Genomic DNA, 13,406 nt, shown 5'->3' on the forward strand with positions numbered 1-13,406 from the left:
TTGCCGGTGCCGTGGGGTCCATCGTCCTGCGATCGACCCGCCGGGGAGCGGGCCGGTGATCGGGAGTGTCGGGAGTGCGGGAATCACCGCTTCGGGCGGTGCGGGTTCTATCGGTCGTTGCACCACTCCGCCCCCAAAGGGGTGCCATGGACCCCTTCGGGAGCCGCGACGACCGCCGCCCCCGGGGCCGCCGACCCCGCACGGCCCTGGGCCGGGACACCCCGGCCGAGTGCCTGGAACAACTCCTCGACAACAGCAACCGGCCACCGGTGTTGCGACGACCACGAGAAACCACCCACGTCGAGTGGTGAATACACCACTCCCGATGCGCGCTGAGGAGCCGACGGCCTTGCGGGCGGCCCCGCACGACTGCTGACCACCTCAGTGGCTCCGGGATCGACACGTGGCCGTGTACTTGCGCCGNCCACGCCGCCGGGCGAGGGGCCCCTGCTCAGCCGGCCAGGGCCTCCAGGCGCTTGGCGGCCGCGGCGATGCGCTCGTCGGTGGCGGTGAAGGCCATGCGGACGTGGTTCGCCCCCTTGGGGCCGTAGAACACGCCGGGCGCGACCAGAACGCCCTGCTCGGCCAGGGCCGCCACCGCGCCCCAGGCGTCCAGGCCGGGGCGGGAGGCCCACAGGTAGAGCCCGGCCTCGGAGTGGTCGATGGTCCATCCGGCGGCCTCCAGCGCCCCGCGCAGGGCCTCGCGCCGGGCGCCGTAGCGCGCCTTCTGCTCCTGGGCGTGGGCGTCGTCGTCGAGCGCCGCGCCCATGGCGGCCTGCACCGGAGCCGGGACGATCATCCCGGCGTGCTTGCGCACCGCCAGCAGTTCGGCGACCAGCCCGGGGTCGCCGGTCACGAACCCGGCCCGGTACCCGGCCAGGTTGGACCGCTTGGAGGTGGAGTGCACCGCCAGCAGGTTGGCGTGCGAGCCGCCGCACACGTCCGGGTGGAGCACCGACAGCGGCCGCTCGCCCTCCCAGTCCAGGTCCAGGTAGCACTCGTCGGAGGCCACGATGACCCCCTGCTCGCGGGCCCAGGCCACCACCTTGCGCAGGTGGTCGGCGCCCAGCACGCGGCCGGTGGGGTTGGCCGGGGAGTTGATCCACACCAGGCCCGGGCGCTCGGGGCCCAGGGCGGTGAGCCCGTCGGCGGGCAGCGGACGCGCCCCCGCCAGCCGGATCCCGGCGTCGTAGGTGGGGTAGGCCAGTTCGGGGTGGACGACGGTGTCGCCCTCGCCCAGGCCCAGCAGGGTGGGCAGCCAGGCCACCAGCTCCTTGGTGCCGATGGCCGGGAGCACCGCCTCGGGGTCGACGCGCACGCCGTGGCGGCGCTCCAGCCACCGGGCGGCCGAGGCGCGCAGCGCCGGGGTGCCGTGCGTGGCCGGATAGCCGGGGGCGTCGGCGGCCGCGGCCAGCGCCCGGCGCACCACCTCGGGCACCGGGTCGACCGGGGTGCCGATCGACAGGTCGACGATCCCGTCCGGGTGCGCCGCCGCGGTCGCCTTGTGCGGCGCCAGGCGGTCCCAGGGGAAGACCGGCATCCGGTCGGCGAGGCGTCGTCGTTCCGCCATCACTTCTGCTCCACACGGCTTGGGCCCGCCCCCGGGGGCCGGGGACGGGCGCTCGCGGGGCCGGGTCCGGTCCTGCCGGCGCCCGGTCCCCTCTTCCAGAACGGCCGTACCCCCGCCTCTGCGCCCCCATGCGGCGCACGGGGGCGCAGAGGCGCGGGCCGGCGGGCGCCCCCGGGGCGCCCNTACTCGCCTTCCGCCTGCGGCGGAAGCTTGGCGATGATCGGGTGGTCGGTGTCGTACTTGCCGACCTTGGACGCACCTCCGGGAGAGCCGATCTCGTCGAAGAACTCGACATTGGCCTTGTAGTACTCGGACCACTGCTCGGGCAGGTCGTCCTCGTAGTAGATGGCCTCCACGGGGCACACCGGCTCGCAGGCGCCGCAGTCGACGCACTCGTCCGGGTGGATGTAGAGCATGCGCTCGCCCTCGTAGATGCAGTCGACAGGGCACTCTTCGATGCAGGCCTTGTCGAGCACATCGACGCACGGCTGCGCGATGACGTAGGTCACGTCGTTACTCCTCTTCGGTCTTCGCCACGTTGACCGCGTGCAAGGGTCTTCGCTGTCGTAGCCTGGGCGACGCCGGGCATCCGGCACGCGGACTCGCCGGGCTCACGTCAGACGATTCGCAGCTTCCAGTATTGCGCTCACCGGGCTCACGTGCCCAATTGGGGGTCGATCGAGTGGGAAACGGGGCGCGTATGGCCCTTGAGGCCTCCCCTGCCGACCTGGGACGGCGCGCCGTCCTGCGGGTGCGGCTGCCCGACGGACGCTTCCGGGATATCGTCGGTGTCCTGGAGCGGTGGAGCGGCGGAACGATCCGGGTGCGCAGGCGCGACGGGGAGCCGGCCGAAGTGGCCGAGGCCGATGTGGTCGGGAGCAGGCTGGTGCCGCAGCGGCCGCCCGAGCGCAGGCGGGCCGCGAACGACGCCGACAGGGGACGGTAGGAACGGACGACAGCGGAGCCGGACCGGCAACGGAGCGCCCGGCAGGGGGAGGTGCCCACCCACGCCATGCAGGAGACCGTCGCGTCCGCGCTCGCGCAGCTGGCCCGCCTGGACCCGCGCGCCGCGCGCCTGGCCGAGAACGCCCTGTCCTCGCTGACCGGGGGCGGGAACCTGGAGGACCTGACGCAGCGGTCGGTCCAGGAGTTCTGCTGGTACGTGCTGCCGGTACGGTTCGCCGGGGAGACCGGGGAGCGCATGCTCACCGCCCGTTCCCTGGGCCGCCTGTTCTCCCTGCTGGACCTGGACCGCTACGCCGCGATCTGCTCATCGACCACCACCCGCACCGTGCTGGACGCCCACTCCGCCGGCCACGACAGCGGGCTGGCCGCCTACCGCCGGGCGATGCGCGCCTCGGGGGTGGAGCCGCCGGACCTGTCCGAGCTGACCTGGGGCACCGTCCTGGGCACCGCCGAGATCGCCGCGCACCAGGACACCTCGGCCGCCCTGGAGCTGGCCATCGCCGCCGGCGACGTGCGCCCCGGCGCGCGCGGCTGGCGCACCGCCCAGGAGCGGTTCGCCCGCGCCTTCCTCACCCAGCCCGACGCGCACGGCCGCAGCCGCCTGGACCGGGTGCGCGAGGAGCGGGTGCGCGGCTGGCTGGGCTCGCCCTCGCACTCGCACCGCCAGCAGCTGTGGCCGCTGCTGGGCCAGCTCATCGTGGGCGCCGAGCCGCCGCCGGACGCGGCGGCCGCGCTGGCGCCGGCGCGGCGCCTGCTCGACTTCGCCGACGAGGGCATCGGGCTCACCCAGATCGGCTACATCTCCCCGACCGTGGTGCGCGAGCTGTGCTCGGAGTTCGGCTGGGCCACCTCGCCCTCGCCGCCGCGCAGCGAGACCGACGCCATGCAGCTGATCTCCCTGCACAAGCTGTTGCGCGGGATGCGCGCGGTGCGCAGATCCGGGCGTCGCATGGTGCTGGCCCGGCGCGGGCGGCGGCTGCACGGCGACGACACCGAGCTCTGGCGCGCGGCCGCCGACTCGGTGCTGGACTCCGACGGGTTCGCCCAGGCCGCCACTGAGACGCTGCTGGGGCTGCTGCTCCAGCGCTCCCCGCGGGCCACCGGCAACCACGCCCGCACCGAGCGCACCGACGTGATGGAGGAGGCGCGCCAGGTGCTGGCCGACGCCGGCTGGGGCGGCGAGGAGTCCGGCTCCTCCCCCGCCACCGCGCAGGTCCACGCGGTCCTGCTGCAGGTCACCTGGCTGCTGGAGACGCTGGGGTTCGCCCAGCGCAGCGAGCTGGTCGGCGGTGTGGGCGCCCCGGACCTGACCCGCACCGGGCAGGCGTTCGCGCTCACCGCCATGCACCGCTCGGCCACCTCGCCCAGCACGTCGCTGTGAGGCACGGGGCCGCTCCGCGGGCCTCCGGAAGTGCCTCTGTGCGTCCGTGAGCGGCGCCCTGTGACCGACGCCGCTCCGCCCGGCACGCCCGCCCCGGCCCCCTCAGCGCCGCCCGCGCCAGGGGCCCCTTAGCCTGGGAGGCGTCGGCCCGGGCGCCTCCCCCGCCGCCCGTGCGGCCGGTGCATTCGTCAGCACTTTCGAGCATCCTGTGGGAGCAGCATGTCCACGCCCGATCCGTCCGGTACGGATTCCCAGACGCCCACCGAGCAGGGCGGCCCGGACCCGGACGGGCAGGAGCCGCAGGGCGCCGTTGCCGTCGGCGGGGACGCGGACGCGGCCTCAGGGGCGTCCGACCCGGCAGAGCCTGCGGAACCCGCGGATTCGGCGGGGTCTGAGGAGTCGGCGGAGTCTGAGGAGCCGTCCGCGCCCGACGGGTCGGCCGGTCGCAAGGACGACGGGGCCGAGCCGAAGGACGGCACGGACGGTGGGGACGGTGCGGAGCGCACGGACAGTGCGGTCAGTTCGGACAGCGCCGACGGTGCCGACGGTGCCGACAGCGCGCACGGGGAGAACGGCGGGGACCGCGGCGACCGGGGCGCGCAGGGCTCCCGCTCCTCGGTGTTCGACCTCCTTCCCAGCCCCGTCTTCCTGCTGATCCTGGGCATCACCGCCTTCGCCGGCTGGTTCTCCTGGACCCGCTGGGAGGAGACCCAGGACCTCTACGAGTACGGCGGCACCCCCTACGCGCCCTTCGTCTTCATCCTGGGCGCCTGGATCGCCTGCGTCGCCGTCCACGAGTTCGCGCACGCGCTGGTCGCCTACCTGTCCGGCGACCGCGGCCTGCGGGGCAGCGGCTACCTGCGCCTCAACCCGTTCGCCTACCGGGAGCGCCGGGTCTCCGGCAAGGGCGAGACCGGAGGGGGCCTCTTCACAGGGCTGCTCATGCCCGCGGTCTTCGTCGTGCTCGGCGGCATCGGCCTGACCGGCCCCGCCTCCTACGTGGACCGGGACGCCCTCGGCGGCCGGGGCCGCCGCATCCTCACCGCGCTCGCCGGGATCGTCGCCAGCCTGGTGCTGGCCGCCGGGTTCGCCGTCGCGGTGATGCTGCTGGTGCCCGCCGGCATGGTCACCGACAACTGGCTCATCGGCGGCCTGATGTTCCTGTGCTACCTCAACCTGACGGTGGCCTTGGTCAACCTGCTGCCCATCCCGGGACTGGACGGCTACACGGTCCTGGTTCCGCTGCTGGAGGCGGCCACCGCCAGCCCCCGCCGCTTCGAGGGGATGGAGCGCGCGGCGCGGTCCTTCGGGCTGTTCGGCACCATCGCGGTATTCGGCGTGCTCTGGTTCAACGTGGTCAACCTGGCCTACATCAACGCCATGACCGGGCTCTTCCGGCAGATCGGCATGCCGCAGATGGACATCTTCTTCGGCGAGCTGCTGATGCGGTTCTGGATCAGCTGACCGGGTCCTCCCGGTCCCGGTCCGGCGGGGCCGGCGGGGTGAACACCACCGCCAGCGTCATCACGACCACCCCGCCGTACAGGTAGGTGTTGCTGATCCCGGCGGCGGCGAGGAGGAAGAACACGTCGCCCGACTCCCCGGCCAGCAGCAGCGCCACCTGGGCCAGCGTCCAGCCGACCGCGCACACGCCCGCCCCGGTCCGGGACCGGGTCGCCCAGCCGGCGGCCCGCACGGCCAGGTACAGCAGGCACAGCACGACCAGCAGGGCCGCCCCGGCCACCACCTGGCCCACGGGGCCGCTCAGCCACAGCCAGGCCAGCCAGCCGGAGAGGACGCCGCCGACCACCCCGGCGACCACCGAGGCGCAGAACAGCGCGGGGTGGACGGCGAAATCGACGGCCGAGGCGAACGGGGCGGTGCGGGTGGGCCCGGTTCCGGTACCGGGCGCTGCAGGTTCGGACACGGGGGAAGCCTAAGCGAACAGGTCGGTCTCGAAGCCGTCCGCGCCGGGCCGCGGCGTGGGACCGCGCAGCAGTGTGAAGTGCTCCACCGCGTCGATCTCCTGGGCGATCCCGTTGGACAGGGCGAACCGCTCCCCGTCGACGGAGATCTGCGTGGCGTGCGCCCGCATCGCCAGCGCCTTGGCGGCCCAGTGGGCCGAGGCGTCGACGCGGGTGGTCACCCGCGCGTCGGGGGTGCCCGGCGCGATGTCGGCGACCTCGGAGGGGGCGGTGAAGGGCCCGGGCTCCCGCTGCAGCCGCGCCACCTGCTCGGCCAGGCGGGACTCGGGCTGGGCGATCGCGTAGAGCTTGCGGGTCTGCCAGGGCTGGCCCGCGAGCGCGCGCTCCCCCGCCTTCTCGAACGCCCGCAGGGTCACCCGGTGGGCCTGGATGTGGTCGGGGTGCCCGTAGCCGCCGTTGTCGTCGTAGGTGACGACGACCTGCGGGCGCACCTCACGGATCACCTCGGCCAGCGCGAGCGCGGCCTCCTCGGTGTCGGCACGCCAGAAGCAGGTCGGGTCGTCGTTGGTCGGCGCGCCCATCATCCCCGAGTCGCGGTAGCGCCCGGCGCCGCCCAGGAAGCGGTGGTCGCGCACCCCCAGCGCCAGACAGGCCTTGTCGAGCTCGCCGATGCGGTGCTCGCCCAGGCCGCCCTCGCGCTCCTCGGCCAGGTGCGCGAGGTCGGGCGGGATCACCTCGCCCCGCTCGCCGAGCGTGCAGGTGACCAGGGTGACCTCGGCCCCCTCGGCGGCGTACTTGGCCATGGTCGCGCCGGTGACGATGGTCTCGTCGTCGGGATGGGCGTGCACCAGCAGAAGTCGGCGGTCGGTCATGACTCCAGACGATACCGGGGCCGACCCGGCGATTCCCCCGGAACCGCGGACCCGCCGCCGCCCCGCGCGGCCTGCCCTCGCCATGGGCGACAATCGCGGCATGAGCTTTCCACGGCAAGAAGCGCGGACGCGGCGGTTCACGCTGGGCGTCCCCCGGTCATTCGCCCTCTCCCCCGACGGCCGGAAGGTCGCCTTCCTGCGGAGCAGGCACGGCACCGACGGCGCGGCCTGCCTGTGGCTGCTCGACCTGGACACCGGCACCGAGCGGCTGCTGGCCGACCCGCGGGCGATCGGCGGCGCCGAGGAGGACCTGCCGCCCGAGGAGCGGGCGCGGCGCGAGCGGCTGCGGGTGAGCAGCGGCGGCATCGTCGCCTACAGCACCGACGAGGCCTTCACCCGCGCGGTGTTCGCCCTGTCCGGGCGGCTGTACTGCGTGGACCTGGTCGGCGACGGCGCCGTCCCGTACGAGCTTCCCGCGGCGGCGCCCGCGGTGGACCCGCGCATCTGCCCGCGCGGGGACCGGGTCGCCTACGCCTGCCGGGGCGCCCTGCGGGTGGTGGACGTGCACAGCGGCGCCGACCGCGCCGTCGCCGAGCCCGACGGCCCCGGGGTGGCCTGGGGGCTGGCCGACTTCATCGCCGCCGAGGAGATGGGGCGCCACCGCGGCATGTGGTGGTCGCCGGACGCCTCGGCCCTGCTGGCCGCCCGGGTGGACGAGTCCATGGTCGCCCGGTGGCACCTGTCCGACCCGGGGGACCCCGGGGCCGCCGGACAGTCCATGGCCTACCCGGCGGCCGGGACCGCCAACGCCGAGGTGCGCCTGGCCGTGCTCGACCCGCGCGGCGGCGACCGGGGGCCCGCCGAGCCGCAGTGGCTGGGGGGGGGCCGGGGGGGGCCGGCCCCCCNCCGGACGGCACCCCCACCGCGGTCTTCGGCGCGCAGAGCCGCGACCAGCGCACGCTCATCGTGCACAGCGCCGACCCCGCCACCGGGCTGACCGGCCCGGTGCGCACCGAGACCGACCCGGTGTGGGTGGAGATCATGCCGGGGGTTCCGGACTTCACCGCGAGCGGCGAGACGGTGTGGATCGGCCGCGAGGAGGGCGGTGAGCGGCGGCTGTTCGTCGGCGGCCGCCCGATGGGCCCGCCCGGGCTGTACGTGCGCGGGGTGGGCGACGTCGACGGCGACCGGATCCTGTGCTCGGTCTCGCCCGCCGACCGCCCGGACACGGTGGAGCTGTGGCTCGTGGACGCCTCCGACGGCTTCGCCGGCCCGGTGGAGGTGCCCGGCGGGGACGGCGCGGGGGTGGACGCCGGCCGGATGCGCGGCGGCACCCTGGTGGTCCAGCGCCGCTCGCCGGACCGGTTCGGGGTGCGCACTCTCGTGGTGTCCGACGCCTGGAGCCAGACGCCCGCCGTCGCGGCCGAGATCGCCTCGCACGCCGAGGAGCCCGAGCTGCCCGCGCCGCGGCCGCGGCTGTGGCGGGCCGGGGAGCGCCGCATCCCCTCGGCGCTGGTGCTGCCGTCGTGGTTCGACCCCGAGGGCGCGCACGCCGGGCGCCGGCTGCCGGTGCTGATGGACCCCTACGGCGGTCCGCACGCCCAGCGGGTCCTCCGGGCCCGCGGCGCCTACCTCACCTCGCAGTGGTTCGCCGACCAGGGGTTCGCGGTGCTGGTGGCGGACGGCCGCGGTACCCCCGGCATCGGGGTGGAGTGGGAGCAGGCGGTCCACACCGACCTGGCCGGCCCGGTGCTGGAGGACCAGGTGGACGCCCTGCGGGACGCCGCCGAGCGGTACGGCTGCCTGGACCTGGACCGGGTGGGGATCCGCGGCTGGTCCTTCGGCGGCTACCTGTCGGCGCTGGCGGTGCTGCGCCGGCCGGACGTCTTCCACGCGGCGGTGGCCGGTGCACCGGTGATCGACTGGCGGCTGTACGACACCCACTACACCGAGCGCTACCTGGGGCTGCCCCAGGACCGGGCCGAGGACTACCGGCGCAGCTCGCTGCTGGACGACGCGCCGGGGCTCAAGCGGCCGCTGATGCTGGTGCACGGGCTGGCCGACGACAACGTGGTGTTCGCGCACAGCCAGCGCCTGTCCTCGGCGCTGCTGGCCGCGGGGCGCCCGCACACGGTCCTGCCGCTGTCGGGGGTGACGCACATGCCCACCGACGAGACGGTGGCCGAGAACCTCCTGCTGCTGCAGGTGGACTTCCTGCGCTCCTCCCTCGGCATCACCGCCGAGGAGGGCGGCGCCTGAGAGGCGGACGGGAGGCGGGGCGGTGGCGCCGGGAAGGCCGGCGTGCCACCGCCCCGCCCGGGGGACTCCGCGGCGGGGCATCCGGCCCGAAGGCCGCCCGGTCCGGCCGCTCGTGTCGAAGCCGCCCCCGCCCCGGGGAGGTCCGGGGCGTGCCCCCGCCGCAGCCGGTCAGGGGAATCGGCTCCACCGCCGGGCGGGGGCGGCGCACGCGCTCGCCGCGCCGGGCCGCGGAGGGCGCCGCCCTTCGGTGCGCGCGGGAGGGCCGCCCGCCGTCTGGACGGGCGACGGCACGTGCGGCACCGGAGTTCGACATCCCGCTCACCCGACCCCCACCGCATTGAACAGTTCGGCTGAACTCCGTACCGCACCGAGCCAACCGGAGCTCATCCTTCCGCCCGCCGAGCTGTCCTGATCCGGCCAGAGAGGGGCCCTTGATTTTCACCGCTGCACGTGTAGATCGGATGACCGGATCATCGGTCATCCCCGGCTCCACGTCGCACTTCCGCCGCACCCCGTCCGCCGAGGGCGGCCCGGCTTTCCCGACCAGCCGGTAACTTCCTTCCATTTCGGAAGGTCGGCCGCATCTGTCGCCACTCGGACACCATGACCTAAGGTTTCCCATCGTTCACCCAAAGCACTGGGTGAACGGAGTGCCGACGCCCGTCCCCGTTCCGGGCGGCCGGCACCGGGTCCGCCTTGAGCCCCCGCTCTTCAACGCGGACCCGTCCTTCACAACCCCCAACAATTCGAGAAGGGCGGATGGATGCGTAAATCCACCATCGTGCGCGCCGCAGGAGGCGGTGCGCTCGCTCTGGGGCTGGTCGGGGCCGGGGTCGCGGTCCTGTCCGACGGTTCCCCCCAGGAGGCCGCCACCGTGGCGGCCGACACCGGCGGCACGGACGCCGGCGGCCCTGACGCCGAGCGCATCGAGGCGATGCAGCGCGACCTGGGCCTGAGCGAGGCCGAGGCGCTGGAGCTGGTCGACACCGAGGCACAGGCGCGCAGCACCGACGAGACCCTCCGCTCCGCGCTGGGCGAGGACTTCGGCGGCAGCTGGTTCGACATCGACTCGGGCACCCTGACCGTCGCGGTCACCGACGCCTCCGCGGCGCCGGAGGTGACCGCCGCCGGGGCCGAGGCCGAGGTGGTCGAGAACGGTCGGGACGGCCTGGACGCCATGATCGACGACCTGAACGCCGAGGGCGCCGGGCTGTCCGAGGGCGTCGCCGGGTGGTACCCCGACATCCGGCAGGACAGCGTGGTCATCACCGCCCTGGAGGGCGAGGAGGCCGCCGCCGAGGAGTTCGCCCGCGCCGCGGGCGTCCCCGAGGACGCCTACACCGTGGAGAGCACCCGGGACGAGCCGCGGCTGTACGCCGACATCGTCGGCGGCGACGCCTACTCCACCGGGGGCGGGCGCTGCTCCATCGGGTTCGCCACCGAGTCCGGGTTCGTGACCGCGGGCCACTGCGGGAGCACCGGGACGCAGGTGAGCTCGCAGGACGGCTCGGGCACCGGCACCGTGACCGACGCCGAGTTCCCCGGCGCCGACATGGCGGCGGTCCAGGCCGACGCCGGCTGGAACCCCACCCCCGCGGTCAACGACTACGCGGGCGGCACCGTGGCCGTCGCCGGCTCCGAGGAGGCACCCGAGGGCTCGTCCGTCTGCCGGTCGGGTTCCACCACCGGTTGGCACTGCGGCACGATCCAGGCCAAGAACCAGTCGGTGTCCTACCCCCAGGGCACGGTCAACGGACTGACCCAGACCGATGTGTGCGCCGAGCCCGGCGACTCGGGCGGCTCGTGGGTCAGCGACGACCAGGCCCAGGGCGTCACCTCCGGCGGCTCGGGCGACTGCACGTCCGGCGGGACCACCTTCTTCCAGCCGGTCAACCCGATCCTCGACACCTACGGCGTCACCCTGTTGACGGGGTGACCCCGGGGCCCCGAACGGGGCCCTGACCCCACCCCGTCCACGCCGCGGCCCCCGCGGCACCCGGGCCGGCCGGCGCAGGTCCCCATCCCCCCTCGCCGGTCGGCCCTCCTTCATGCAGCACCGTCATACGGCACTGCCATGCGGCACGCGTCCCACACGGCCCCGGGGTCCTCCCCGGGGCCGCCCCCGTATGGGGGACTGCCGGACCGGCCATAGCCTGGAAGCATGCGCTTCGTCCCCATCGCCGTCGCCGCCGTCCTGGACCTGCTCTGCGTCGGCGCCTTCGTCGCCGTCGGACGCGCCTCGCACGATGAGGCCGCCGGTATCGCCGGGTTCCTCGGGACCGCCTGGCCCTTCGCCGCCGGACTGGCCGCCGGGTGGCTCGTGGCGCGCGCCTGGCGCTCGCCCATGCGCGCGGTGTGGACCGGTGTGCTCGTGTGGGTCGTGACCGTGCCCCTCGGCCTCGCCCTGCGGGCCTTCCTGACGCAGGACGGCGCCCCGCTGTCGTTCGCGATCGTCACCACCGTCTTCCTGGGGGCCTCGATGGTGGGCTGGCGCGAACTCGCCCGCCCCTTCACCATGGGCCGCGGCAAGGGAGCCGACCGTGCCGACGGGCGGTCCGGCGGGAACGGCGAGGAGGCTCCGGCCTCCTAGCGTCCGAGCGATGCCCCTCCCCCGCGAAGCCAGTGGGACCTTTCCCCCTCCCGAGCGCAAGGTCCTGGTCGTCGTGCGCAGCGTGCCCGCGGCCGGGCGCCTCCTCGACGCCGTCGAGGTCTTCGGCGACGACGACCGCATCGCCGTCGAGTTCGCCCTGAACCCCGGATCGGTCTCTGAGGACGGGATCCGTGCCGTCCTCGCCGCCGCCGGGGTGGAGCAGGTCCTGTCCTGGGAGGAGGCGGTGGCGCGCCGCGAGGAGTTCGCGCTCGCCATGGCCGCCTCGCCGAAAGAGGGGCTGCACCGGCTGTCCACGGCGGGCGGGACGGCCGCGCCCAGCGGACCGCCCCTGCTGCTGATGCCGCACGGCGCCGGGCACAACCGCTTGGTGCAGGAGGCCGACGGCCCCCTGCGGACGGCCTCGGGCCTGGCACCGGAGCAGCTCCTGCACGCCGGCGTTCCGGTCCCGACCGTGCTCGCCCTGTCCCATCCGGAGCAGCGGGGGAGGCTGAGGGGCCCGCTAGAGCGCATCCGCACCGAGGTGGTGGGCGACCCCTCGTTCGACCGGATGCGGGACAACGAGGGCCGCCGCGACCGCTTCCGCCGGGCGCTCGGCGTCCCCGAGGGCGGGCGGCTGGTGGTGCTCTCCTCCACCTGGAACCGCGACTCGCTGGTCGGTTCGGTGCGCGAGGGGATCCGCCGGGTGCTGCGCCGGCTCCCGTGCGAGGAGTACCGCACCGCCCTGGTCGTGCACCCCAACGTCTGGCACCGGCACGGCCGGCGCAAGGGCCTCGAACTGCTGCTGCGGCGGGAGCGGGCCGCCGGGCTGGCGCTGGTGGACCCGCACGAGGGGTGGCGGGCGGCGCTCATCGCCGCCGACGCCGTGGTGGGCGACCACGGCAGCACCACCTACTACGCGGCCGCGCTCGGGCGGCCGGTGCTGCTGGCCGCCTTCGGGCGGGACGAGCTGGACCCGGCCTCCCCGCTGCACGCCTTCGGCGCCGCCTGCCCGGTCCTGGCCCCGGACGAGGACCCGCTGCGCCGGATCGAGGAGGTCGTGGACGCGCCCCGGCCCCGGACCCGCGGCCTGCTGATCGACCGCGTCGGCCAAGCGGCGGAGCGGCTGCGGGCCCAGTGCTACGCACTGCTGGGGCTGGACCCCCCGGAGGGGCCGGTCGAACCCCCGCCGCTGCCCGACCCGCTCGTGCACACCGCCGAGACCACGGCCTGGCGAGTGGGGGCCGAGGAGGGCGGAAGCGACCTGGGGGCGCCGGTGCTGCGCCCGCGCCTGCGGCCGGCGGCGCTGTGCGGGCCGGAGTCCGGGGCGCTGCTGGTGAGCGTGGAGGACCCCTCGCCGGCGCGGGCCGCGGGCGCCGAAGGACTGGTGCGGCCGCACCCGGTCGGCGAGGCCGAGGCGGTGGCGTGGGCCCGCACGGCGCTGGAGCGCCGGCCGGGTGCCGCGGTCGCGGTGGCCGCGCTGCGCGGGGGCGAGTTCCTGCTGGCGGAGGCGGGGGCGCCGTGGACCCGTGTGGCCGCTCAGGGGACGGGGTCCGGCCCGGACGCCGTCGCGGTCGCGGCGGCCGCGACCGCGTGGCTCCACCGGGGCCGCTCCCTCACCGAATGGCGGGAGAAGGGAGCGGTCGTCAGGGGTCTCCTGGAGGAGACGCGGTTGAGCGTACCCCCCCCCGACTGATCTCGGGTGATCGGCGCCCTCACCGGAGGCGCGGTGAGGAGGCCTCGGAGGCGTGTGGTTGAGTCGCCACGTCCCCTGCCCGAACAGGTGGCCCCTCTTCCCCCGGGGACACGTCCACTGTTCCGCCACCGGTCGCCGGCTCGGGGCCGG

At 75.3% G+C, this 13,406-nt stretch carries 9 protein-coding genes and 2 pseudogenes; 7 read left to right on the top strand and 4 right to left on the bottom strand.

Annotated elements, in window-relative coordinates:
* Positions 1-451: 451 nt before the first annotated feature.
* On the bottom strand, positions 452-1,570 hold the full coding sequence (dapC, locus tag D450_RS0127510; RefSeq protein WP_017541845.1) for a succinyldiaminopimelate transaminase: 1,119 nt from the start codon (positions 1,568-1,570) through the stop codon (positions 452-454).
* A gap of 191 nt (positions 1,571-1,761) precedes the next feature.
* Positions 1,762-2,079: pseudogene (gene fdxA / locus D450_RS31495) on the bottom strand (ferredoxin); the annotation flags it as partial.
* Positions 2,080-2,270: 191 nt separating this feature from the next.
* Between fdxA and D450_RS0127520 the strand changes: the two are divergent.
* The 3 genes from D450_RS0127520 (at position 2,271) to D450_RS0127530 (ending at position 5,381) form a co-directional block, all read left to right on the top strand.
* The gene (locus D450_RS0127520) at positions 2,271-2,516 is read left to right on the top strand and encodes a putative acetyltransferase (protein ID WP_017541847.1); all 246 of its coding nucleotides are present in this window, start codon (positions 2,271-2,273) and stop codon (positions 2,514-2,516) included.
* A 66-nt stretch (positions 2,517-2,582) separates the two neighbouring features.
* The gene (locus tag D450_RS0127525) at positions 2,583-3,917 is read left to right on the top strand and encodes a hypothetical protein (protein ID WP_026128802.1); all 1,335 of its coding nucleotides are present in this window, start codon (positions 2,583-2,585) and stop codon (positions 3,915-3,917) included.
* Positions 3,918-4,136: 219 nt separating this feature from the next.
* On the top strand, positions 4,137-5,381 hold the full coding sequence (locus tag D450_RS0127530; protein ID WP_017541849.1) for a site-2 protease family protein: 1,245 nt from the start codon (positions 4,137-4,139) through the stop codon (positions 5,379-5,381).
* Here D450_RS0127530 and D450_RS0127535 read toward each other — a convergent pair.
* Together D450_RS0127535 and mshB are read right to left on the bottom strand one after the other, a co-directional pair.
* Entirely contained in the window at positions 5,374-5,844 is a 471-nt protein-coding gene (locus tag D450_RS0127535) for a hypothetical protein (RefSeq protein WP_017541850.1), read from the bottom strand. The two genes, D450_RS0127530 and D450_RS0127535, sit on opposite strands and share 8 nt — an antisense overlap.
* Positions 5,845-5,853: 9 nt before the next feature.
* On the bottom strand, positions 5,854-6,714 hold the full coding sequence (gene mshB, locus D450_RS0127540) for an N-acetyl-1-D-myo-inositol-2-amino-2-deoxy-alpha-D-glucopyranoside deacetylase (RefSeq protein WP_017541851.1): 861 nt from the start codon (positions 6,712-6,714) through the stop codon (positions 5,854-5,856).
* A gap of 100 nt (positions 6,715-6,814) precedes the next feature.
* Here mshB and D450_RS31500 point away from each other — a divergent pair.
* The 4 genes and pseudogenes from D450_RS31500 to D450_RS0127560 all read left to right on the top strand — a co-directional run bounded on the left by D450_RS31500 (position 6,815) and on the right by D450_RS0127560 (position 13,256).
* Positions 6,815-8,973 (top strand): annotated as a pseudogene (locus tag D450_RS31500) (prolyl oligopeptidase family serine peptidase).
* Between the two features lie 763 nt (positions 8,974-9,736).
* Positions 9,737-10,909: a S1 family peptidase gene (locus D450_RS0127550; protein ID WP_026128803.1), complete on the top strand. Its 1,173-nt coding sequence runs from the start codon at positions 9,737-9,739 to the stop codon at positions 10,907-10,909.
* A gap of 225 nt (positions 10,910-11,134) precedes the next feature.
* Entirely contained in the window at positions 11,135-11,563 is a 429-nt protein-coding gene (locus tag D450_RS0127555; protein ID WP_017541853.1) for a DUF3054 domain-containing protein, read from the top strand.
* Positions 11,564-11,573: 10 nt separating this feature from the next.
* The gene (locus tag D450_RS0127560; protein WP_017541854.1) at positions 11,574-13,256 is read left to right on the top strand and encodes a hypothetical protein; all 1,683 of its coding nucleotides are present in this window, start codon (positions 11,574-11,576) and stop codon (positions 13,254-13,256) included.
* Positions 13,257-13,406 lie beyond the last annotated feature (150 nt).

This window comes from Nocardiopsis halophila DSM 44494 (assembly GCF_000341245.1).
GTDB classification, from domain to species: domain Bacteria; phylum Actinomycetota; class Actinomycetes; order Streptosporangiales; family Streptosporangiaceae; genus Nocardiopsis_A; species Nocardiopsis_A halophila.